The sequence below is a fragment of the Bdellovibrio sp. 22V genome (assembly GCF_030169785.1).
Classification (GTDB): domain Bacteria; phylum Bdellovibrionota; class Bdellovibrionia; order Bdellovibrionales; family Bdellovibrionaceae; genus Bdellovibrio.
Window position 1 is genome coordinate 3,501,271 of sequence record NZ_CP125854.1, and the last position, 22,423, is coordinate 3,523,693.

A 22,423-nucleotide genomic window follows, 5' to 3' on the forward strand; every position below is an offset into this window, starting at 1 on the left:
TGTTTGATGAACCCATTTTTGCAAAATCAACGAAGCTTTCACATGAAGTTCTCCGAATTTCAAGGGGTGCCCTTTTTGACACCTTTTATGATTTCGTAAAAAAGTTCGACATACAGAAATCACGCCAGCCTTTTTATTCTTATTGAAGGGGAGCAATAACTGTACCTGTGGAGTTGTTTATTGGGCGTATTGAATAACGATCGTATCACGACCTGCTGAGTTGCCTCTGCTATGGAAGGTGCAGGAGCTAAAACTTTGCGAGAAATACTGGGTGGCAACGGTGTAAGTAACGCCCGCAGTGACATAGAACGTATCAACCATAGGAGGGTAAACGGCTTCTCCATTTTGATAACGATGCACCCCTGTAATAAAGGCGTGATTGCCTTGGTTGCCTGTGACTCCATTGACTGTGAAGCGAAAGCCGAGGTTGCCGGCCGCGCAAGAGAAAATATAAGGGGCTATTTTATAATATGTCATTAAAACCAATCCTGTCGTCGGAGCTGTCCAAGTGCGGGTCGACATTGTTACATAGCTCGGAGCCGACGATGTCGTAATCGTCGTAACATCATCAAAGTTAATGACCTTAGGAAGTGCGCTTGCCGTCGCTGCTGTCGTTTGCACAGAGCCATCAGGAAATTTGAAACCGCCTGTCGTTGATTCAACTTGTCCAGCCACGGTCAAAGCAGAACTTGGTGCGAGAGTCAGAATTCCTACTTTACCATCCGCGGTTACCGTCATTCGAGGATTGCCGTTCGTGACGAAATTCACTGAGAAATTGTCGGTGGTTCCAAAAACGGCATTGGCAGAAAAACTATTTCCTCCGTTGGCGAACATCCCTAAAGACGAAACATTCGTACAACCCATGACACCTAATGGATCAAAGCTGATAAGCTGGCCGACTCCACAATTAAAAGTTGTTACCGCCGAGCCGCTCGCATCACTCGCCAGCAGACGATTTGGAGTCAGAGAAGTGACGCCGGTACCTCCTTTGGTAACAGGCACCGTTGGGAGTTGTGATGTAGAGATAGAAGAGGAACTGTCGAGCTTGTTGTTAAAAACGGTCCAGTCCGATGAAGTAAGTAAACCCGTTGACGAGCTGCTCGCGGCAGACGACGTCGCACAAATCAGAGCGACGCCATTCCAAGAAAGGTACTGATTGCTTGCACAAGTAGGCAAGCCGGCTTTCAGTAAAAAATCAGAAGCGACATTGGTTCCCAGTTTCTGCGCGGAAAGTGCGTAACCAGAGAACGGCACCGAGCGGATAAGATTATCTGGAGAGATAGTTCGCCAGCCACTGCCATCATGGAATTGCACACGCAAAACACGATTGTCCGTGTTAAGCGGAGTAAATGTGCTGGTGCCGTTGGCGCAGTTGTAACCAAGACAGGCGCCGCAAGTGTAATTCGTTGAGTTGTTGAAGGCATCAAGGACAGTGAAACTTCCACTCAAGGGAAAATTGACAAGACCCAATCCGATCGGAACATCAAAGACACCATTTGAGTTTGTCATATTAATGCCGGTGACTTGTTCTTGATAAATCACGCATTGGCCTGAGGGATCCGTAACTTGAAAAATGAAGCTGACGTTGGAATGCTCTAGAGGAGTTCCATCAGATCGAAGGATACGCCCTTGGTAGGTGAGTGTCGTTGGCGCTCCGTTCGCCTCTGTCCCAAAATAAGACAGAGCTATGAATACAAGAAACGCTCCGAAATTCATGAACTACTTCTCGGATTTTTCGCTAAATTCTTAAATTGGGTTGATTCACTTTGCGACAGGCGGATGCAGAGAACTTGAGAAACGCCGATAATATTGCAATGAAATGGCATTTATACCTTCTCATTACGGGGACTCTCATCTTTGGCCATGGTTGTGGTGGCGGGAGTTCGTCATCAAGTGGCGGTGAGGCGGCGCAGATCTCTTTCGTCCGCTCTGTCTTTTCTGATGCGGTTACAGATTTTTCGATCCAGGTTTTTTATGAAACCGGAGCCGAGCCCTATGTCGGCAATATTGGACTGACCGCGAATCAAACCTGGGACATCACCAAGTCGAGTTACTCGGCACTGTTCAGTACACATACGGGACGTACGATCACTGTACCGACAACGTTAGCGCAAATGACATCGATAGGAACGCAGAACCAAAGTTCTTGGAGTTCAAGTCAGCTTATTAGTCTTGGGTCTACTTACGCGCCATCATCGAGCGCGACACAAAGCAAAGTTGCTGTGATTTTTGTTAAGGGTCTTTATGATGGCAACGCCAATATTCTTGGCGTGCATTTCACCGGGTATCCTTTTGTCTTTGTCTTCAAGGATGTTGTGACTTCGGTGGGTGGAGATCCCGTGAGTCAGCGCTATGTTGAGCAAGGCACTGTCGTTCATGAAGTGGGACATGCGATTGGTTTGGTGAACCTCGGCTTGCCTATGGCGACAGATCATGAGGACCAGAGTCACGTGCATCACACGACGGATTCAGATTGTGTGATGTATTGGGCGGTCGCTTCGAAATCCAATGTTCTAACTTCCATTGCGGATTTTATTACGGGCAATCAGTTGAACTTGTTTGGTAGCAAAGCGCTCAGTGATGGGCGGGGGTATCATCCTTAGTTTTTTTTGGAAATGGCGGACACAAATAGAGGATTATCGAACCAGTTGTGCTGCGTATCAGATGAACTGAGGCTCTCGCCACTCTGAGCATCGCCACGATTCGCGCTTTTGAATTGGGTTTCTATTCTAGGTTCTTCCAGTACTGTCGCAGTGCTTTGGATTCATTTAAAATCAACTTAAGCGTGATGACAAAAGCCTCTAGACCGTTCTCATAAGCTGACTCAATCGATGTGGAATGTTTTCCCGATATGAGTTCACGAGCCCAAAGCTTGATTTCATTTATCTGGGAGTTCGCGCGTTCCAAGTAATTGAGAATTTTCACCAGTGATTTTTGTTCTTCGCCACCGAGTAAGCTAATAAGTGATGGCGTTGCCGATAAATACGGAAGCTTCAGTGTCTGTAAGTTATGCACATTGCCCTTATTTTTAATCTTCAACATTTTGCGATGTGCCGCAAACTGATCTGCATTAAAACAAAGTATTTCATCTAAATTTTTGATGTACTTCTCTCTGTTGACGGGAATTTCAAATTCCGACAACAGTTCACGACAAAAAACTAAGTCTTCACGGCTAATCTTATAGCTTCCCATTTGGATTTGAATAAACGTTGCAGCAAAAGTAATGCAACTTTCATTGAGTTCAACCTGAGTGGCTTCCCTATAGCGATCCTCTTCACCGCTTCTTTTGAAATATTCAATTGCAATACCACTAATTATTCCAAGAACCCAACCAATTGATACACTTCCTATAGAGCTTTCACTACCCATCGCGCCTTCTCCCGAGAACATTTTTTCTAGGCACTACGAAACTACCACCGAATTTTACAAAAAAATTTCGTGCTGACCTAGCCACATCATCAACGCAAAAATTACTTTCTTTGGCGACCCTTTTCCAATTGCTCCGCAGCAGAATCCAACACATCAGCCACGAGATCCGTCAAGGTCATTCCGGATTCTTTTGCTAGCTTATCGTAGTAAGACAGCAAATCCTCAGGAAGTCTGAACGAACAGTTCTTCTTTGTTTTCGTAAAAAATCTCTTACGGGGTGGTTTATATTTTACTTTCATCGCTTCTCCAATGACTCAATTTGAGCATGTATTATATTGTAATACAATGTCATTGTGCGCCGTGGTATAACTAAGTAATGGAAAAGAAAAAGGTAATTCTATACGCAAGAGTATCCTTAATAGATCTTAATCTTCAAAATCAACTGCTTCCTTTGCGTAGACAGTGTGAACTTCGGGACTATCAGATTGTGGGAGAGTTTGCGGATCATGGTTCCGGAAAGATCGCGGATAGACCACAGCTGAGAAAAGCCTTAGCTGCCATGAAATCTCTGAATGCCGACGTGTTAATGGTCGCAGCGCTGGATCGCTTAGGTAGATCTTTAAGTCACATCATTAAGTTGGTAGACAATTTGCGCAAGGACGGCAAAGGCATTTTCATCGTTCGCGAAAATTTGGATTTATCTGGAAAGAATCCCCAGAGTGAACTTCTTTTGCATATCTTTAGCGCTTTGGCGGAGTTTGAGGCATCACTAATTTCAGAGAGGACCAAGGTCGCTCTTGCCGTCGCAAAGTTGCAAGGCAAGACGTTGGGAAGACCGTCAAAAGTAAATCCTGAAATTGAGAAACAAGTCCTGGAGCTATTTAGCAAAGGCACACCAATTCGTGAAATTTCAAGACGCGTAACTACGGTCAGCAGGTCTACTGTACAAGCCATCATTAAGCGAAATAAGCGATCCTGCAAGATAAGAGAAACGTAACTATGGACATTAACGAGAATCATGTCCGTAATTAGAGAATTGTTTGGACCTTCGCGGACATCATACCGATTAATCTATGTATGAAAAGAAAGAGAATCAGCACAGGAAATATCTTTGCCGCAAACCTAAAGAAGGTTCTGAAAGAACGTGGATTATCTGCCCGTGCTGGAGCTGAGATAGCAGGGGTTCCGAGTAGCACGTTCAACATGTGGACTTCCGGGAGTGTTCCTGAAAATCACGAAGCTGTTTACCGTTTTGCCAAGGGTGTAGGTGTAAGCTTTCAGTGGTTGTTAATAGGAAAGGAAGAGCCCCCACCCACGATTAGCATTACTGACTTGTACGATGTAAGTGCAGAACCGGATCTTTCGGGAATTTTTCTGATCGAAGCGAAGAGGTTAAAACCGAAAGCAAAAAAGTAATTTGTTCAGGAGGATTTATGGGTAAGAAAGAAATTAAAGATAGTCTTGGCCGTGTTCTCTACTTTTTGGATGAAAAATCTGACCGCGTAAACGTATTAAACAAGCTGGGAATCATTGTTGGATATATTAAAGGTGGAAACACCTACAATATTCATGGTTCTTTAGTCGCGAAGGGCGAAGCCCCTGGGGAATTGCTTTAGACTTCTCCCCTTTCTTTCTCTTAAAAATGGAGGTTCCAATGAGGTCCGTTACTAACGTCGGCATGGCATCTTTTGTTCTTTCAGTGGTCTTAATCAGTGGTTGTTCTTCTCCACCAAAGAGAAGTGTTTGGAGTGATAAAAACATGCGTGTTTTTATAGACCCGGACTCAGTCAGTTCGCAGGATTACGTTGAAATCTCAAATGAATTAGTTAAATCCGGAAGATTCATGGTGATTGATCGAGCACAAGGCTTCCGCGCCGTTCAACGTGAACAAGAGCGTCTTCATCGTGTTCAAGCTGATAGATTTGAAAACAAAGAAAAATACGCAATATGGGGAAAAATGTTTGGGGTTGGTGCTATCGTCGTGGGCCATAGTCAGTGCTATCGGAGAAAACCTTGGATCAGTTTTTCTTCTGCACCCTATCTGAATAGTTGCAGTCAATACTTGAGCCTTATCGACTCTAACACCGGTGAGGTGATCCTTTCCGTGGACGGGAAAGATGAGCAGCCTGCACCGGGAAACAATTGGGGTTCAGAAAGTTTCACACCACCACAGAATTGGGCAAATATTGTAGACAAGTTTGTTAATTCTTACCCTGAAAACTACAAGCCCGCATATTATTCCGAAAGCATGATGAAATATCGAGATCAGGCTGAGCAAGAGGCCCTTAAGCAAAAGGAATTTTTGCTACAGAAAAATCAAAACCGAACTCCGGCAAATAATCTTCAAGAATCACAGCAGCGCGATCTAATGTTCATGAACGAAGCAGTTCAACAACAGAATGCTAATGGTCTATAAGAGGTGTATAATGAGTAACTTCAAATCTAAGACCGTTGAGAAAAAGGAAACAAATCTTTTAGACATTATTACAGCTGGGGCAACTGTGAAGGCTGCCCTAGATGTTAACGATATTAAGTCAGAGATGTCAGAATTAAAAAAAATTGAGCAAGAACGCTCTTGGGCTGAAGATAGAGAAAGACGTGAAGCTCGGAGACATCGCGAAAAAATGCAGGAAGCACAACATCAGCACCAGCAAATGGTTAAAGAAGAGATGGAGCGACGAGCCCGATATGAACAGAAGGAAAGGCAAAAAAACCAAAAAGAAAGAGCGGTAATAGAGATTGAAGAAATCCAGAGTCTTGGGCTTGGAATTCGACATCATCACTATGATGAAGTGAAAGATATCACAATACGAGAAAACATTTCTAGGCAGCTTGCCGCTAAAGCTTTCCGCGAGAATGTGATTCAACTTGGGTACGGGCTGCTGCTGCCAGAGGATTTTTGCCCAGCTGAACAAACGTTTGAACGCATTTGTGAACGGTATCCAGAGTTCCCTGACGATAAAGATTTTCTCTTGGAATATTTTGAAGAGTGTTTCATCAGAGGACTTTCTATTTCCGAATCCTATAGTGAATATACCAGTAAGAAACACGCTGAGCTCCAGCGACAAAAGGTCCTGCAAGAACGAATGGAGCTTGATGAGAATATGATTGCAGAACGTGCTCAGCTTTTTCCAAAGGTTCTAAATGATATTGATGAGAAACTTCAGCACTTTCAAAAAATAGAATCGGATCTATCAAACTTCATCAAGAACCGAGAAAGTAGTCTTTTAAAGAGGTCCGATAACATCCTAATGGCTGCTTTTCTAGTTCCTCTGCTTTCGGTTGGTTTTCTATTTTTAAACGAGGGGTGGAAGGCTGCGATAGTTTATGGTCTTGTATGTGCCGCACTGTCAGTTTGGTTTTGGTATAGCCTACTTATTAAAAGTAAATTAGTGGCAGGTTACTTTTATGAAAAGGCTTGGTTTAAAGATGTAAACAGTAAGTTAATTTTTAAGAATCTTAATGAACCACACTGGGGAGCAAAAGATTTAAAGATGATTGCCCCTGCTGGGTATTACTCCAGTACCGAAGCTTACGATAGTGATCTAAAAAAAATGTTGACGGCGCTACGGTCAGCTACTGACAGCGGATTTGTTTTTGCAATTAAATATCTTCTTCCCCAGTCTCCTTACGATGAAAAGTCCCCACATCATGTAATAATTAATAACGCGCATCTCTTTTCTAAAGAACGTGCTTTGTACTTACTGAGTATGAGTAATGGCCCGCATGCATCTCTAACTTGTGCGCAAGAGTTTGGGATAGAAGCAGGATTTTTACATCTTCTAAAAAGGGATCACCCCCGTATTACAGAGGTTTTCGGTAGTCCCGAGGATGCTGATGAAGAGGATGATGTGTTTTATCGGTTAAAAGAGATCTATGACCAAGTTACAGAAGAATATTCAGTTGTTTTGGCGGATGAACTCTTTTGGATCTATGGACACCATACTTACACTAAGGACATGGAAGAAAAACCTCAAAAGTAAAAGTCATGGTTTTTAAATACTGAATTAATTTCTAGCCTAGGCTTCACCACAGTACCGCAACACAGTTCTCCCAGGGCTAACAAACGTCCGTTTTCAAGCCAAAGGAGGTTTGATGTCCGGCGCTAACGAAGTAAGTAAGGAAAGAGCTTTAGGAATGCTCCTAGGTCTCCATTGCGGTGATAGTCTTGGTTCAACAAAGGAACATCAGGAGCGAGATTGTAATTTTGCCCACAAAGAAATCATTGGTGGCGGAAGCTCCATTCCATGGAGAATAGGTCAGCCTACCGATGATACCGAACTAGCACTTATCATTTTAAAAAGCCTCCAAAGTCCAACCTTCCTAGACCTAGCAACAGCCCGAGGTTTAATGATTGATTGGTATCTTAGTGATCCATTTGATATTGGAGACACTGTTCGCGCTGCGATTAAGCGAATGTTAGATGGGGATGAGTTTGGTGGTTTAAGTTCCTCGGATTCTCAAGGAAATGGATCACTTATTAGAGTAGCACCCCTTGCATTGATGAGAACTACGCATAAGGAACTTATTGAAACTTGTTTTAAACAAAATCTTCTAACTCACGGAGATGAGATTACTAAACAGGTTGATGTCGCACTTGTAGAAACCCTGAACCTCGCGATGTCCAAAGACTGTTCACATCAAGAACTCCTACGAACACTCATGATTTCACTCCATCGTGGCGGAATAAACACCAAGAAAATTTACGAAGATGCAATAGGGAGCTGGAAGGATCTGCCTAATACTGGTTGGGTAATTCACACAATTACTGTGCTCGCTTGGTGTATCGTAAACTGTAAAACCTTTGAGGAAGCATTAATAAAAGCAGTAAATCTGGGTGGAGATGCGGATAGCAATGGTGCAGTAGTTGGCGCCGTATTTGGAGCACGCTATGGTCTTCGGTCAATACCTTACCGCTGGCTAGGACCATTGGAACTGAAAGATGTTATCACACTTGAAATTAATAGACTGTTTGAGAGCTAGTTTGTCGAAATAATCTTAAAGAGAAGAGCGAAGGAGTACGCGATGCAAACAATTGTTCGTAACTACCTAAATACGATTGAAGTATTGTGTCTTCTACACATGGAGTATCTTAGGTCTGGACCTATTGCGATAGAGATCCATTGCGAAAACCCAAAAGAATCTTGGATCTTGCAAAGACTAGAAGACTCTTCAGTTATTTCGGTGGTGGTGCACCTTGCAACAATTGTACAATCCTTCGTTAGTTCTCCACAGATTTTCAAGGACCTTTTTATCACGGAAAAGCAGACTGATGATAATATTTTCCCAAGAATTATAGAGAAGTACTATCTTGGGCAGGTTAGTGGTTTAGGTGTGCAGGGTTGTGCACACGCAGCAGCTTGGGCCATTCCCTACCCTGAGCGTCCGACTCTTGCAGAGATTGATAAGGTTACTCTTGGTCTTAAGCAACTCTGGTATAACAACTGTCCTGACATAGAGAAGGTTGAACCAGACAAAAACTTTATCGCACGAACACAAGATGGAATCAGGGAATCACTTAGCGCAAAAACGCTGGTAGGTCGAACACTTCTTCTGTCTGATGAAGATTTAAAACTAGTAGTAGGCAAAAGTCCCTTTAACGTGATTTCCCTTTTTTTAGCAAACTTAAACCGAGATGATGAAGTTGAATTTGCTCTCTTTCAAAGAGTCTGGATGTTGCTTCCTGAACCGAATCAGATTGATGTCGCACTAGATAGACAAAAAGTTTCTGGTTCTCGAGGTGACGCTTTAAAATCTTGGGAGAATGTCATGTTAGACCATGGGTTAATACGAAGAACCTCTAAGCGTAAGGTAGGCTAACTGAGACTCCTGTGCATAAGACCCATAACACAGATCAAGGAAACTGGTGATGAAAATGTCTTCTAAAAAACGTTTTGAAAACAGAAATCAAGTTCTGACAACAGAATGGTCTTGCCAAGCGAGTAAGGAGCAATACGCAAAAGGTTTTTCTGATTGGTCTAAAGAAGAAAGGGAGAAATATGCAGACAGAGACTGCGTAAGCTGCAAATACTTTCTTCCATTCAACACAAACTGGGGGCTTTGCAACAATCCCAAAAGTAGTATTTATCTTCAAACAATTTTTGAGCACTTCAAGTGCGTGATGTTTCAACGTCATGAATAGTATCTAAAAAATCGATGGATTTATTTTTTTGAATTTGTTTCAACTGATCATCTTTTTAAAGAAGGATTTAATGATGAAAACCATAATTCGGAAAGATCAACACGGTTGCACTTATGGTTTTAAAGTTTCAGATGACGATGATTATATTTACGAGGACCACGTTGTGTGCCAAGCTCACTTCTGGCTTCCTCAGGGTCGTATTAATCCAATAGCGATGGAGCCCTCGCCACCCTTTCTCCCCAGAGTTCTGAACGGGAAAATACTTGATTTTTTTAAAGAGCCAATCCCTTTTGCTGTACCGGCTATCTTAGAGATCGGGGACCGAGGATTTGTTTTTGCGGAGGTTGTGGATATTGATGGGAAAAGATCGTTTTGCATAGACGGAAAACTTATTATTCCAACGGATTGGGGTAAACGGCAGTTCTTTCTTCACCTTTTAAATTTGTTGGAATCAGGACACGCTTTAGATCAAGGCAGGAATTTTGGTCTTTATTTTGAAGATAAGGAAGATTCCGAAGACTTAGTCCTTAAATGTAAGACCTACGGTACCTATGAAACCATAGGTAATTTCCCAAAAGACTACTTGGTGCCAATACCTGCTTTTCTAGAAATGTGTTTTTCGGGTCCTTTATACGACTTCGGCTGAAGACCTTAATCTAATACGTAACTTTAATGAGTGGCGCCACAGAAGACGCTAGCCAAAGGATAGAAAGGTTTTTGTGAAATTTAATACTAATCCACGACTAATCGTACTCGATGGCTACACAGTTCAATTAGAAAGAGATTTGGGGAAAGCCATTGCTTCCGATTTTAGTGATTATGTGATTGCAAAGATGACTTTGAGTAGACATGACCTCATTGCTGCGAACTTAGTTGATCAGCATAGTGGAAAGAATTTATTTATTTTAAGTAGTGATCAAGGTGCTAGCTGGAAGACATTCTATGAAACTCAAAGAGGTACAATTTTCTTGTATGCTGCTGATGATTATATCTTCATATTCAAGAGTAATGAAGACGGTTGGCTGGTAACTACTTACCATAGCAGACATCGTCACTTCGGTGAAATTTCTATCAATTTGCCACGCTTTGTGTTTCCGATATCATTTTCCTTTAAAAAGGACAGTTTGTTCGTCAATTTCTCAAGTGCGAACAAAGCTGCCTTGTCGTTCTTGGTAAAAATCAAAAGTGATGTGATAAGTGTAATCGACCACACTCGTCATTTTTCCCGTTTTGTGGAGGGAGGTCGGTCACTAATTGTATCGTCAGTAAGCCATTTGGATCGCGAAGTTTATGATTGGAATTTAAAGAAATCTCTTTATCGCTATCGAGTTGAAAAAGATTCTTCTTCTAATGTTTGCCAATCACTTCTTTGTAGGGATAGTAAACTCTTGATTTTGCAACTTCAGTATTCTCGAGAGAAGAACACTGTACTCAAAACTCAACTGATTGATCTTTTCGAGCAGAGTTTGCTATCCGAAAACAGTAATGATCTTCAAGACCAAAAATTTAAAGGCCTGGTAAAGAGCTGGTACGACGAGGATCAAGGTAGGATTTTTTTTATACTTGATCAAGCTTTGTCACACGATCATGCGGAAATGTACAATTCCACTGGATTTTCGCAACTAAATATAGTGAGTTTTGATCCAAATAATCTCCATAACAGTTTCAGAACCGATGCCACGTTCGGCTTGGATTGCACCCGTCTCTGGTGGCCGGAGGTTGCAGTAGAGGGCAAATCATTAAGTCTCCTTGTTTGATCTTCAACTGGTCAACCTTGTAGTTCGTTAATGAAAGTTCCACTTTGTAACCCGCTTCTTGTTTTCATTTGAGGATATGATTGAAGGCATAATCTTATGAAAAGAGAAAATCATAGATTTTCAAAAGTTTTAATCGGATTAATGCGCGGAGGAGCTTCATGCTTACGTGCGTGACTACTAAGATGGGAGTTTGTTGTGAGATTAAACAAGAGGTCCTTAATCAAGAAAAAAATTAGAAGGAATCGGAAAAAGATTTTCGTTAAGTTTGTTCCTGTTGATTATCTTGCAAATCTTCTGTGCCCCAACGGCGTCGAGGATGATCAAGTTCACTTAAAAATTCATTAGAGGCATTTGTGTCCAAGAACATCGTAATACTTACTGGCTCAGGAGTTTCGGCAGAGTCCGGGATACGGACTTTTAGGGATCAAAACGGACTTTGGGAAGACTACAAAATTGAAGACGTGGCGTCTCCTAAAGGTTTCGCGAAAGATCCAGAGCTTGTTCATAGATTTTATAACTTACGCAGACGGCAGCTTAAAGATCCAAGCGTGCAACCCAACGCTGCCCACATTGCTTTGGCAAGGTTAGAAAGAGAATGGCCAGGACCATTTCAGATTATCACACAGAACGTAGATGATTTACACGAGCGTGCGGGGTCAAAAAAAGTCCTTCACATGCATGGTCAGCTTGATCGCGTTATTTGCAAATCCTGCAATGAAAGAATGTACTGGATAAACGATCTTAGCTCAAAGGACGCGTGTAAATTTTGTGGACGTTGTGGATTTCTGAGACCAGATGTAATTTGGTTTGGTGAAACTCCGTACTTTCTCGAATTGATTCAACAGCTCGTGAGAGATGCAGATGCCTTTGTCTCAGTTGGCACGAGTGGAATTGTATACCCAGCAGCGGGATTGGTGAAATTGGCACACGATGCCTTCAAGATTGAAGTTAACACCCAGAAGACGAATGTATCAAAGTCCTTTGACAAACGTTACGTCGGACCAGCTACTCAGGAGGTCCCCAACATGGTGGAGTACCTTTTAAGAAATTTGGGCGCAAGATGCTGAAAGCAACGTGCCAGAAGTTTCTAAATTTCGTTAATTGTGTCGATACAATAAATTTTGACCTTTCTGTTGGTAACAGATTCTAAAATCGGATGAAAGGACTGAGGTGCAAATACAAAGGAGATTTCTTCCAACTTAAAATGAAGATCTTCAGGCACTCGCCACTCCCGCTCGTGTTGATAATCGTAACGTGGTGGCGCGATCAAATTTACATAAGGAATGATTTGAACTGGCAACGAGTTTCGTACTTGTTGAATAAAAGCTTCGTGAATATGAATAACGGGTGATGCGTTAGCGTACTTAATAAGGTTAAATTTCGAGAAAGCTATTCCAAATTCAGAATATTCTTTGGAATGTTCACGAAGAGCTGTAAGTCTACCCTCCGTAAAACAAACCGCTTTCGAAGCGGCTGTTCTTTCTCTGTCTGCTGTATAGGAGCTAAAGTAACCGGTTGGAGCCGCGACTAACTTTCGATCCGTTAGAATTTTTATTAGTTGGTTGCAACAATCGCGATCAGACATCGTTTCTCGTTTACGAACGAAGTGACTTAAATAGAATGAACTGTCTTGTCTACGACGGCCCTCGAGAGGAGTTAGCACTGACACTTGATAAAACCAAGCAGCAGGCTGAGCCTCTTCCGCACTCAGGACGGTGTCCTGCGCCACCATAGAATCGTAATCTTCTGGTTCAACGAATCTTTCTTCCTGACCATTAAAACATGACCAACAGATATCTCCAAAAATTTCTACGAACTCGCGACCGCCATTCACGAAATGACTCATTTTGTGTTTGAGACCGCAGCCATCACAAGTATGAAAATCACTAGTCTCTTCTTCGCAACCCCAACCGCATTCTTGGCAGTGTTCCAGGCATTCTTGATGAGCCAATTGATCACACGAGTCACCTCGTGCGTTTGTACCACTACATTTAATGAATACTTCTTCTTCAATCTCCTCATCAGTGACAAAGTCGCTACAAACGGGACATCGCCGTGGATTTTTTTTTGAAGGTACGTCGTTGGCCCAATCTACATAAGTGCAGTTTCCGCATGATGTTGCAGTCAACTCTGGATCATATTTGTGAGCATGTAATTCTACTTCAAAGTCACATCCAGGACAGCTTATGTAGCCACCAGTAGGTTCCAACTCACCAGTAGATATCATATGTTCAATCGTTCGACTCATACAGTCTCTCATATCTAAGTAAACGTTTACAACTAACTCAAAAAACTTAGAGAAAGAGTAGTTGTCTCGTAAATTTGACTAAAAATTTATTACACACTCTGCACAAACATTTTCGTCATAACCAGGCGGTCCATAATGTTTTTCATTGCTTGTATAATAGGTATCACAAAGACAGCAGCGCCATAAATTTTGAACAGTGAAACACTTCAAACAGAGTCCCAGCTCATCACCTACTTCCGCGCTCAAGTCGGCAATTTCAGATGAATTACAAGACCCGTCGTTACTCACGTGTCGACAAACATTATCTTGCCCAAGTGATACGGCAACGAAATTGATTCTGCAATCTATGCATGTTGCAAAACCTTGATGCGAGATAACGTTTGGAGTTTCGCACAGAAGGCACTCGCGGTAAATTATCGAACCTTGAACCGTATCTTTGTCGCAAACCAGACAATGAAGCAGGTCAGACCTCCTGCTTAAGAACGCAAAGTTGTTAAAACATGTAGGGCATGTTTTCGGTTCGCTATAGAATTTATCTGGATCCTGAAGCATTCTTGATGGTTCTGTTGATGCATCGAAAATTTTTTGACGAAGTTCGATACTAAAATTTGTACTGTAACGTTCAGGATCGATAGCCTTCGCTAATTTGATGATTACCTTGTGGAAGAAAGGAGCAAGAATAAGAGAAACGTAACCTTTGGTAATTGGACCAGCGCCGTGTTCGTACTTGTTACGCTCTTCTCGCATTTTATCGATGATTCCCCGATTATTTTTAAGAAACTCAAAGTTCGGATTTCCTTTTTCAAGCACGTATAACAATTCAGGTAATTCACCAGCTGATTTTGTTGGGAGCGCATCGAAACTATTTTTTTCCCCCCAGCTCTCAGTAATCTTTTTTGTATCCTTAAGCAAAAGAAGGTTACTGTGCCTTGCTATCTGAGACTTTAAAAGAAGTTCGAAGCAATTGAAAAACTGAGCTATCGCCGCATCTCTAAAAGGTTCGAGATGCGGCGAAGTAAGAATTTCGAAAGCGAGCTTTGCTGAACTGATTCCCTTTTCGTAGTACGCCGTACTCAAATCTAAATTCCTCATGATCTCCCCCAGCAAACAAGACTAAGTTTTTTCCATCAAACGAAGAAGAGCATTAAATAAACAAAACGCGATGCGCCATAATCCGTCTTTTTAGTTGCACTCAGAAACGCAATTTCGTTTCATGTAAGCAGGACTTAGCTAACGATAGCTAACACAAGCTAAAGGACAGACTAAGACGAAAAAAAGGATGCAACAATGGACAACGTTTTACCGCTAGAGACTTTTGCAAACTGCATAAAGAACTTGAGGATTGGAGCAAAGAAAACAATGGGACAAGTAGCACGTGAACTGGGCATCACGGTCGTTTACTACAGTGAGGTTGAGTCCGGGAAGAAACCACCGTTTCCAGTCGGCAAAGTTAGTTTAGCAAAACTTGCTGAAACACTTGGTGTAGAGGAAGAACTACTCAGAGTAACCGCCGATGCTGACCGAGAGAAAAGAAATTTTGCAAAGATGTTCGACTGTGAACCTCAATACATTGATGTGGCGGTCGCATTTGGACGAAGACTTTCAAACAAACAACTTAACGAACAGCAAATGCGAAAGATTCGCGACATTTTGAATGAGGGGTAACATGGACTATTCAGAAATTTCAGTGCCAGTAGTTCGCGGGCTTTCAACGAAGGAGATTGAGCAACACGCACTGGAGTTCTTAATGCTTACAGCACCGGAGTGTCTAGACACTCCGATGCCAGTACCTGTTCTTGAGATCTTCGAGAACATGCTGGACCGATTTGGCTACACACCTGCCATCGGCAAAAATGTTAAAGGTTTAGGTGGCGTAACAGATGTGACCAACAGAGAAATCGAGCTCCCGTTAGCTTCTTATAACCGCCTTGAGAAAGGTGATCCGCAGGGGCGCTTTACGGCAGCTCATGAGTTTGGTCACATGATCCTGCATGGACAAAGCAATGCGGTTGGGGGTAAGTATCCTTCCCGCGAAAACGTGACGTTTGCGAGGCGTTCACAGTTACGGGCTTTTGAGGATCCCGAGTGGCAGGCAAACACATTTGCGGCGGCTGTGCTAATGCCGTATCCAATGATGAAACAGCTCTTTAAAACAGGAAAGATGGATGTTCAAACAGTAATTGAAGCATTCAAAGTTTCAAAAACCGCGGCGGAAATCCGCGTGAAGAAGTTAACTGAAGATTTTAGAAAATAAAAAAGGCAGCTTTGCGAGAGCTGCCGATTTTTTGTCGGGATCAGGGATCGACCCAGACTAGAGTTACCTCTTTTTGTTCTGCCAGTTCGTGTAAGGCAAAGCAAGAAGTTCTTTTCTGGTCGAGCCCCTCTCCCGTCAGGGAAGGAGGTATTTTTCATGAAGACATGTCCAAAGTGTAACCAATCGGTTGATCGTGACTGTCCGTTGGGTATGAAACGCATTTTTGCGCCAAGTATTACCAAGAACGGCAAGACGATTTACCCAGCGAATAAAAGTTGCTTTGTGTTCTGTGTACCACACCACAAAGCTTAATTGCTTCAGGCGGAGCACGAACACCGCCTGAAACATACAAAGTTAAAACACATTTATAGATCAGAAAGGTTAACTAAAATGGCAAACAACAACAAACACGTAGTAAAGTCGGGAAATGGCTGGGCCGTGAAAACCGCGGGCTATACTGTAACAATTCAACGAACGCAGAAGGCAGCAATCACTACGGCCACGAATATGGCGAGATGTGATCGTAGCGAGGTCGTAATTCACGGACGAGATGGAAAGATCCGAGAAAAGAACAGCTACGGGCATGATCCTCGTAAGACTAAAGGTTAATGATCGTGCTATACCCTGCACGGCTCACATTCTGCGTTGCGCAGGGTAAATTTTATGTAAATTCATCCCAATCTAGTGCATATGAAATGACGGATGAATCACCATGCATAATAGTACTTTATTTGAAACGATTATCGAAAGTGTGACTCGTAACGAGAACCTTGAAGTGCATACCAAGGTTTATCTGGAACGTGCTTTGACTTACTTTCGAAATCAGTGTCTTTGCGATGCAGACCGAAAAGATTCTAAAGAGAAAATTCTTGAAGCATGGTTAGAATTTGAGCGCACTACCAAAGGTGCGAAAGCGTTAGCGTCATTTCGTAATGACGTACATTTTTGGGCAAGAGTAGAATCTTCAATTGGGGTTAAACGACCCAACCCTATGGCTACACCAGCATCTATACGGAGAATTAAAGTTGAAGACTTTTTTCGCGATATAAGCAAAGACGTTTCTACCATGGATCATTCAACCACCAAGCTTGTTCTGATGTTCGCGCTCTGGCTTCTTGAGAGCGAGGCGACTAAAGCTGCATCTTTTAGAAATCGACCTCGTTGTGAAAGGGCCTACAGAACCATTTACCCAGTGCTAAAGCGGCACGGCCTTTTGCAAAAATATCAAAACGACAAAAACCTAAAGCGGGATCTACAATACTTTTTGAATGGTCAGTTAATCTAATCCGAATATCGTCCACCGTTAAGTTTGTATTCGCGGGTAACGAGTGATGTTTCTTGCTAGATCCAATGGCTTGGAGGAACAATGACGCTGGAGCAGATTTTGATTTGTATGTTTCACGCCTTGGAAAGTGGCGATCTTAAAACTTACACCTTACTGAGACCCAGAGCGCTCGAATTGGTAGCTGCGCATGAAATCAGGGAGCTAGAAAAAAATCACCTTCCGTTGCAGTAAAAGGTAATTATGATATTTCAGAGATCTTTTGGGAATTCGTGATACAACTCAAGGCTTGTCTTTTACCGTGAGTGAAAAAATTTGTTGGTTTATTAGTTGGGACTATAGCGCTGTCGTAACTTCACGTTAAGCGCTATAGCCCAATTGAACATGTCGATGGCTTTAAAATCATTTTAGGTTTTTTTAGCCATGCTTATAACCTTTCTATTCATCTTCTCCATAGTTTGTTGGATTGTTCTTTAAAATTGCTCGATATGCTGGAGCAAGTTCATATTGGAATTTTTTAATTCTTCCTTTGATTAGGATTCCAGCCTTAACAAGTTTGTTCGCGGCAATGTAAGCGCCCTTATCCTTTTGGGAGTCAAACCTAGTCTTGCCGCCAGCCGCGATAAGCATTTCTACGATTTTTTTCGCCTGTCTGGGGATCACTTTAGCAATGGCATCGAACACGTTTACATAAGTCAGTCGGTTCTCTCTGGTATCTGTAGCGCCGTAAGAATTTCCAATCTTATTGGCAATTTCATTATACTTCAAAAGCAGCTCAGTGGCGGAACCAGGTTGATTCTTCAAATCCCAATAATTTGCGGATTCTGAATCAAATCTAATTTCAACTCTGATTGCGTCAGTTTGTTTTCTGTAGATACTCAAGCGGGACACCCCTGCCGCAGGAGTATATGCTCCGCGCATTTGCTTCGTAACATCACCATAAGTCACAGTTGGATTTTCATTTTTGATTTTATCCACTAGAACCTTTAATGCACCTTCTGCGTTTCTAAATACTTGGTGATGGCTTGCAAACTCAAGGTGAGTGAACTTTAAGGCAATAGAAGTGCGAAGCCCAAGTTTCGCCAAAAGATCTTCTAGAATGTTGTTATATCGGTCCACCAGAAGAGCAATCTGGCTAATTTGATAATTAAGAGTTGCAGGTGAATACAGATTAAAGTCAAAGTATGAATTGTATTTTTGATCTAAAGTGTGTGGAGGCATCTCCATAAAATCCGGTTCAAAATGGGCCCTAGAATCGATGATTGCATTTTTTTCGATAATAAAAGAGATTCTGAAAACACTGCCGAAGTTTTCACAAAACGCATAGACTCGTCCATTAGTTGAGTCTCTCTTAGGTACTGACGGTTTTCTCCACTTCAAGGCAATCCCGTATTGATTCCATAGGAAATCTTTAACTTCCACATAACGGAACTTTGGAATCTTTGGGCTAGTGCCTATCCAAATCTTATAAGCATCAATAACTGTTGTTGAGTTATTCCAAAAGTTGGAAGAAATGGTGTTTTTCATAATTACTGATCCTCCGTTTCTGTAGAAATGGTTGAGCACAGCTTTACCTCGTGTGCCAGATGCGATCCCAAAATAAAGAAAATGAAATCATTCACTTGGTCGTATTTGAGTAACTCAATAGCTTCACTTTGTGATAACGCTTGAACATCATCGCCATTTTTGAAAAAGTATCTCTTCATTTCGTTTTCCTGCGCCTCCGGTTGAGCCTCTTTCTGATGAAGACAAAACAATGTCTCTTGTCGAAAGGTATTCTCTTCGGTGTGCAACTGAGGTTGTCCATTTTGGACGGGCAGAACTTTGATACTTTGAGATTCTGGCTCAAATTCGTTTTGTTTACGATCTCCCAAATACTTTAGTACAGTGCTAGGACTTAAACCAAATTTTCTGGCTAATTCACGAGCAGAGTGGTCGCCGTTAAGGAACTCCTTTTTGTATAAAAGAAGGGCTTGAACTTTCTCTGAGGTGCTTAGTGGAAGACCGAGCCTCAGATTCATGTTAATTGCTGTTTCAAAACATTCTGCAGAAGTCTTCGCGGAAGAAACCGTATATGGAATAGAGTTGCGCCCCAGTTCTTTGTAAGCCTCAAGTCTGTGACGTCCATCTAATAATTCATTCTTATCATTTAGAAGGATTGGGCCTAAGTCTACTCCTTCAATTAAGAGTTCCTTTAAGTACTCTTTATGCTTCTGGTTCACATCTCTGATAATGAATCCAGGATTCAGTTTAACATTCTCTGTATTCAAGTTTGAAATTTTTATCATAACCATAGTGTCTCCTTTTCAATTGGCTTATAAGTAACCTTTAAAAAATACGAAGGAGGGAAGTTTGAATAAAAATTTAAAGAAATTTGAAGTCTTTCGGTCTTCACCGCTTACTTATGGAAGCCATCTTCGTTGTGCATTGGACAGCATTGTGTTTTCCGAAAGAGATGATTTGGTTGAAAAAGAGTATGTTCGGAAGATTGGAAAGCTAGTAACAAAAGGTGAGCTAACTTTTCGGAAAATGTTGGGAGCCTTTATTCAAGCAAAAACCCAGCGAATCAAGAGATCAGCGAAAGTCCACTGGGACTTTATCAACTCTGAAGATATAAACTCATTTGAGAGTTTGGCTAAACTAATTGCTTGCGGCAATTCCTTTGGTGATCAGGCTCCCCGTGCTAGCAGACTCCTAAGTTCATTTCTTCATATAGGAGGAAACTTCTGCGTTGTTACTAGTAGCGGCACTCGACTACTTTCACGATCAGAAATAACAGTTGTACTTGCAAGATTTATTGAGATGTTGGAATTCAGTAACCTAAGAATGTCTAAATTCTTTAATAGCTCTTCCGAGGAGTATGGCAATCGAGGATCCACCTCCGACCGCATCCGCAAGAATATTTCCGCTACACTTCTTGTTGATGACACAGCTTTAGATTTTATTAAGGATTTGCAGATTAATGATGCCACAAACGTTATTCCGCTAGAGGCGTATCGTCTTCGCCATGACTGGCTGCATGGGGATGCGCCCCCGGGACCACTCATACAACTCGAAGCGGTACGTCTTAGCTCAGCAAAAAAAAATTCAACGAAACTGGAGGAAGAATTCAGTACTCTGAGAAGAAAGTTCCTTCGATCTGGAAGAAGAGAAGAAAACTGCTGCGAGTATGTTTGGAAGGAAGCTTGTGTCACATACCTTAACATTGCTATGCAAAATTTTGGGGGTGCGCCACAGTACTTTTCATATTGGAAAGCACATCGTGACTCCATTCTTTTTTTTCATCTCATTGAATTAAGGTCCTTCCGCGAATACCTCCTAAAGAAACAAGGCATGCCTCTTAGCTTGTACTTGCGGTCCAAGATATTCTGGAAAAATATTTGATTCTTAAAGACTTCCGGCCTTCGTAAATTTTTGAATCTATAAAAATTGAATGTATAACGAAGAACGCAACGTGGCCGAAGAAGACAAGAATCAAACTGAAGTAACATGTTTCGATTCAGATAAGGATTTTTTGATAAGGGTGGTTTCACTCCTGATAAAATGGAGTAAAGAGTCATACTTGTATTCAGATAATTGTATTGAATGTAAAGATAAGAGTCTGAAGAAATGACAAAATCGAAAGTTTATAAAATTAAAAGACTTGGTGACTTTGATACAACTGTCCCCTTCACTTTAATGGAATACCGCGATGGGGCAGAGGCTGTGGGCTTTGTCAGGGTGAGCAGTTCTGGTCAAAAGGATAACAACTCTGAGCTCGTACAAATTGAATCCATCCAAAGTTATTGCAGGTCCCAAAGGCTTAAGCTTGTCGCGATATTTTGTATTGTTGAGTCAGCTAAGTCATCAGAAGAGAGAAAGATCTTTGCTAAAATCGGTTCTTGGTGTGAGAGAAATAAGCTCACTCGACGAATTTTTTACAAACCCGATCGTGAATCAAGAAACTTAACAGACATAGAGGCAATGCTTCGAGACGTGAAAAGCGGTAAATATGAAGTCCACTACTCCCTAGATGGTAAAGTGCTGACGCCTGACATTTCACCCAATGAACTCTTTATGCGTAAGATCATGGGAACAGTTGATTCTCATTATTCAGTTGAGCTTTCACACAAAGTATCAACTGCGTGTATGTCGAAAGCAAAGACCGGTTGGTTCCCTGGGAGCCGCCCTCCTTTAGGATATAGAAATCAGAGGGCGGTTAGTTCAGAAGGATATGAAAAACGTAGAGGCTCAATAATTGTGCCAGACACAAATACGCAAAGATTAAAAATCGTTCAAACTGAATTTGAACTCCGATCTCAAGGATATTCCTTTGAAGAAATTCGTGATCGTGTAATTTCTCTTGGCCTCATCGAGCCAAAAAAAATAAAAGAATATCGCGCAGCTACGATAGCTAGAAGAATATCTAATCCTTTTTATGGTGGATACTTCTCTTGGAATGGAAAGTTATTTAAAGGCAAACATAAACTCATAATTGATCCAGAAGTTTATGCTAAAGCTATATCATGTGGCCACACATCTAACCGGGCCTTGAAGACTCAGAGTTTGTTTGGCGGAGGGTGGCTAAAGTGTACATGTGGAAGTTCTATCACTTTTGAACGGAAGAAGAAAAATTACAGAAATCCCCCAAAAACTGTATTCCACAACCTCTATAGATGCAGCAATGGAAAGGGAGTGCACAAAAGCCTTAAAGGACGGTACATTTCCGAAGCTCGACTCCTGGAAGAATTTGCGAAGATAGTCAGGTCAATAAGTATATCTGATGGCTTAGCAACTGAGATAGCTAATGAGTTGAATGCCTCTACTTCAAAGCTACGATTACAGCAAAAGAAAAAAATCAGAGACCAGCAACTCATACTCGATGCGATTGAACGGCAGGAGGATGTCGCTTACGAACACTTTACGCAGGGATTAATTTCAGAAAATCTTTTTAAAAGAAAACTTGAACGGCTCAAAGATCAGCGTAGAGAAATCAGCGCTACAGAAAACGTCAGTGGCGAGCAGGAGACAACTAGTATTACTGCTAAAAAGATTATCGAACTTGCCAACAATGCAGAATCCTTGTGGAAATTGAGGTCACCTTCCGAGAAGAAAGAGTTCTTAGAGTTAATACTATCGAACTACTGGTTGGATGGCGTAACCTTATGTTTTGATTTAAAAAAGCCATTCAAAATACTTGGTGAAATGGCCTCTGATGACAAATGGCGGACAGAAAGAGATTCGAACTCTTGATACGCTTTTGACGTATACTCGCGTTCCAGGCGAGCGCCTTCAACCACTCGGCCATCTGTCCGTTTTGGAAGATCGATCTTTACCCACTTCAATGGTTGAATTTAAGTGGCTGAACCCTTCGGTACAGGTCGTAAAGAGA

General features: G+C 41.9%; 26 protein-coding genes and 1 tRNA gene. 19 read left to right on the forward strand and 8 right to left on the reverse strand.

What is annotated here, in order from left to right; translation table 11 throughout:
* Positions 1–177 precede the first annotated feature (177 nt).
* Complete coding sequence (locus tag QJS83_RS16940) at positions 178–1,716, reverse strand: hypothetical protein (protein ID WP_284606649.1); 1,539 nt, start codon at positions 1,714–1,716, stop codon at positions 178–180.
* Positions 1,717–1,814: 98 nt separating this feature from the next.
* Here QJS83_RS16940 and QJS83_RS16945 point away from each other — a divergent pair, with 98 nt between their 5' ends.
* On the forward strand, positions 1,815–2,603 hold the full coding sequence (locus QJS83_RS16945) for a hypothetical protein (RefSeq protein WP_284606650.1): 789 nt from the start codon (positions 1,815–1,817) through the stop codon (positions 2,601–2,603).
* A gap of 121 nt (positions 2,604–2,724) precedes the next feature.
* Here the strand turns inward: QJS83_RS16945 and QJS83_RS16950 are convergent, their stop codons facing one another.
* Together QJS83_RS16950 and QJS83_RS16955 are read right to left on the reverse strand one after the other, a co-directional pair.
* Positions 2,725–3,369, reverse strand: a complete 645-nt coding sequence (locus QJS83_RS16950; protein ID WP_284606651.1) for a hypothetical protein — start codon at positions 3,367–3,369, stop codon at positions 2,725–2,727.
* A gap of 101 nt (positions 3,370–3,470) precedes the next feature.
* The gene (locus QJS83_RS16955) at positions 3,471–3,668 is read right to left on the reverse strand and encodes a hypothetical protein (protein WP_284606653.1); all 198 of its coding nucleotides are present in this window, start codon (positions 3,666–3,668) and stop codon (positions 3,471–3,473) included.
* 77 nt (positions 3,669–3,745) lie between these two features.
* Between QJS83_RS16955 and QJS83_RS16960 the strand changes: the two genes are divergently transcribed.
* The 11 genes from QJS83_RS16960 to QJS83_RS17010 all read left to right on the forward strand — a co-directional run bounded on the left by QJS83_RS16960 (position 3,746) and on the right by QJS83_RS17010 (position 12,335).
* Complete coding sequence (locus QJS83_RS16960) at positions 3,746–4,366, forward strand: recombinase family protein (protein WP_284606654.1); 621 nt, start codon at positions 3,746–3,748, stop codon at positions 4,364–4,366.
* 80 nt (positions 4,367–4,446) lie between these two features.
* Positions 4,447–4,785, forward strand: a complete 339-nt coding sequence (locus tag QJS83_RS16965) for a helix-turn-helix domain-containing protein (protein ID WP_284606656.1) — start codon at positions 4,447–4,449, stop codon at positions 4,783–4,785.
* Between the two features lie 17 nt (positions 4,786–4,802).
* A complete protein-coding gene (locus QJS83_RS16970) occupies positions 4,803–4,985 on the forward strand; it encodes a hypothetical protein (RefSeq protein WP_284606658.1) in 183 nt (60 codons plus the stop codon).
* A gap of 62 nt (positions 4,986–5,047) precedes the next feature.
* Positions 5,048–5,785 (forward strand): hypothetical protein, encoded by a 738-nt coding sequence (locus QJS83_RS16975; protein WP_284606660.1) that lies wholly within the window; start codon positions 5,048–5,050, stop codon positions 5,783–5,785.
* Between the two features lie 10 nt (positions 5,786–5,795).
* A complete protein-coding gene (locus QJS83_RS16980; RefSeq protein ID WP_284606661.1) occupies positions 5,796–7,352 on the forward strand; it encodes a hypothetical protein in 1,557 nt (518 codons plus the stop codon).
* Positions 7,353–7,464: 112 nt separating this feature from the next.
* The gene (locus QJS83_RS16985; RefSeq protein WP_284606662.1) at positions 7,465–8,352 is read left to right on the forward strand and encodes an ADP-ribosylglycohydrolase family protein; all 888 of its coding nucleotides are present in this window, start codon (positions 7,465–7,467) and stop codon (positions 8,350–8,352) included.
* A gap of 42 nt (positions 8,353–8,394) precedes the next feature.
* Positions 8,395–9,189, forward strand: a complete 795-nt coding sequence (locus QJS83_RS16990; protein ID WP_284606663.1) for a hypothetical protein — start codon at positions 8,395–8,397, stop codon at positions 9,187–9,189.
* A gap of 49 nt (positions 9,190–9,238) precedes the next feature.
* The gene (locus tag QJS83_RS16995; protein ID WP_284606664.1) at positions 9,239–9,511 is read left to right on the forward strand and encodes a hypothetical protein; all 273 of its coding nucleotides are present in this window, start codon (positions 9,239–9,241) and stop codon (positions 9,509–9,511) included.
* Between the two features lie 70 nt (positions 9,512–9,581).
* Complete coding sequence (locus QJS83_RS17000; protein WP_284606665.1) at positions 9,582–10,157, forward strand: hypothetical protein; 576 nt, start codon at positions 9,582–9,584, stop codon at positions 10,155–10,157.
* 73 nt (positions 10,158–10,230) lie between these two features.
* Complete coding sequence (locus QJS83_RS17005; protein WP_284606666.1) at positions 10,231–11,268, forward strand: hypothetical protein; 1,038 nt, start codon at positions 10,231–10,233, stop codon at positions 11,266–11,268.
* A gap of 353 nt (positions 11,269–11,621) precedes the next feature.
* Positions 11,622–12,335, forward strand: coding sequence for an NAD-dependent deacylase (locus QJS83_RS17010; RefSeq protein ID WP_284606667.1), 714 nt, complete (start codon positions 11,622–11,624; stop codon positions 12,333–12,335).
* Between the two features lie 20 nt (positions 12,336–12,355).
* Here QJS83_RS17010 and QJS83_RS17015 read toward each other — a convergent pair whose 3' ends face one another.
* Both QJS83_RS17015 and QJS83_RS17020 read right to left on the reverse strand, forming a co-directional pair.
* Positions 12,356–13,516: a hypothetical protein gene (locus QJS83_RS17015; protein WP_284606668.1), complete on the reverse strand. Its 1,161-nt coding sequence runs from the start codon at positions 13,514–13,516 to the stop codon at positions 12,356–12,358.
* Between the two features lie 78 nt (positions 13,517–13,594).
* Positions 13,595–14,608 (reverse strand): hypothetical protein, encoded by a 1,014-nt coding sequence (locus QJS83_RS17020; RefSeq protein ID WP_284606669.1) that lies wholly within the window; start codon positions 14,606–14,608, stop codon positions 13,595–13,597.
* A gap of 195 nt (positions 14,609–14,803) precedes the next feature.
* Between QJS83_RS17020 and QJS83_RS17025 the strand changes: the two genes are divergently transcribed.
* The 5 genes from QJS83_RS17025 (at position 14,804) to QJS83_RS17045 (ending at position 17,055) form a co-directional block, all read left to right on the forward strand.
* Complete coding sequence (locus QJS83_RS17025) at positions 14,804–15,181, forward strand: helix-turn-helix domain-containing protein (RefSeq protein ID WP_284606670.1); 378 nt, start codon at positions 14,804–14,806, stop codon at positions 15,179–15,181.
* 1 nt (position 15,182) lies between these two features.
* The gene (locus tag QJS83_RS17030) at positions 15,183–15,770 is read left to right on the forward strand and encodes an ImmA/IrrE family metallo-endopeptidase (RefSeq protein WP_284606671.1); all 588 of its coding nucleotides are present in this window, start codon (positions 15,183–15,185) and stop codon (positions 15,768–15,770) included.
* Between the two features lie 156 nt (positions 15,771–15,926).
* Complete coding sequence (locus QJS83_RS17035; protein WP_284606672.1) at positions 15,927–16,082, forward strand: hypothetical protein; 156 nt, start codon at positions 15,927–15,929, stop codon at positions 16,080–16,082.
* Between the two features lie 78 nt (positions 16,083–16,160).
* Entirely contained in the window at positions 16,161–16,379 is a 219-nt protein-coding gene (locus QJS83_RS17040; RefSeq protein WP_284606673.1) for a DUF2188 domain-containing protein, read from the forward strand.
* Positions 16,380–16,482: 103 nt separating this feature from the next.
* A complete protein-coding gene (locus QJS83_RS17045; protein WP_284606674.1) occupies positions 16,483–17,055 on the forward strand; it encodes a hypothetical protein in 573 nt (190 codons plus the stop codon).
* A gap of 435 nt (positions 17,056–17,490) precedes the next feature.
* Here QJS83_RS17045 and QJS83_RS17050 read toward each other — a convergent pair whose 3' ends face one another.
* Together QJS83_RS17050 and QJS83_RS17055 are read right to left on the reverse strand one after the other, a co-directional pair.
* Positions 17,491–18,579 carry a hypothetical protein gene (locus QJS83_RS17050; protein ID WP_284606675.1) on the reverse strand — a complete coding sequence of 363 codons (1,089 nt, stop codon included), beginning with the start codon at positions 18,577–18,579 and terminating at the stop codon, positions 17,491–17,493.
* 2 nt (positions 18,580–18,581) lie between these two features.
* Positions 18,582–19,346, reverse strand: a complete 765-nt coding sequence (locus QJS83_RS17055) for a ParB N-terminal domain-containing protein (RefSeq protein WP_284606676.1) — start codon at positions 19,344–19,346, stop codon at positions 18,582–18,584.
* Positions 19,347–19,404: 58 nt separating this feature from the next.
* On the opposite strand from QJS83_RS17055, the gene QJS83_RS17060 reads away from it, so the two are divergent.
* Both QJS83_RS17060 and QJS83_RS17065 read left to right on the forward strand, forming a co-directional pair.
* A complete protein-coding gene (locus QJS83_RS17060; RefSeq protein ID WP_284606677.1) occupies positions 19,405–20,436 on the forward strand; it encodes a hypothetical protein in 1,032 nt (343 codons plus the stop codon).
* 225 nt (positions 20,437–20,661) lie between these two features.
* Positions 20,662–22,284 carry a recombinase family protein gene (locus tag QJS83_RS17065; protein WP_284606678.1) on the forward strand — a complete coding sequence of 541 codons (1,623 nt, stop codon included), beginning with the start codon at positions 20,662–20,664 and terminating at the stop codon, positions 22,282–22,284.
* On the opposite strand, the gene QJS83_RS17070 is transcribed toward QJS83_RS17065, so the two are convergent.
* Positions 22,255–22,345: transfer RNA gene (locus QJS83_RS17070), tRNA-Ser, on the reverse strand. The two genes, QJS83_RS17065 and QJS83_RS17070, sit on opposite strands and share 30 nt — an antisense overlap.
* Between the last annotated feature and the right edge of the window lie 78 nt (positions 22,346–22,423).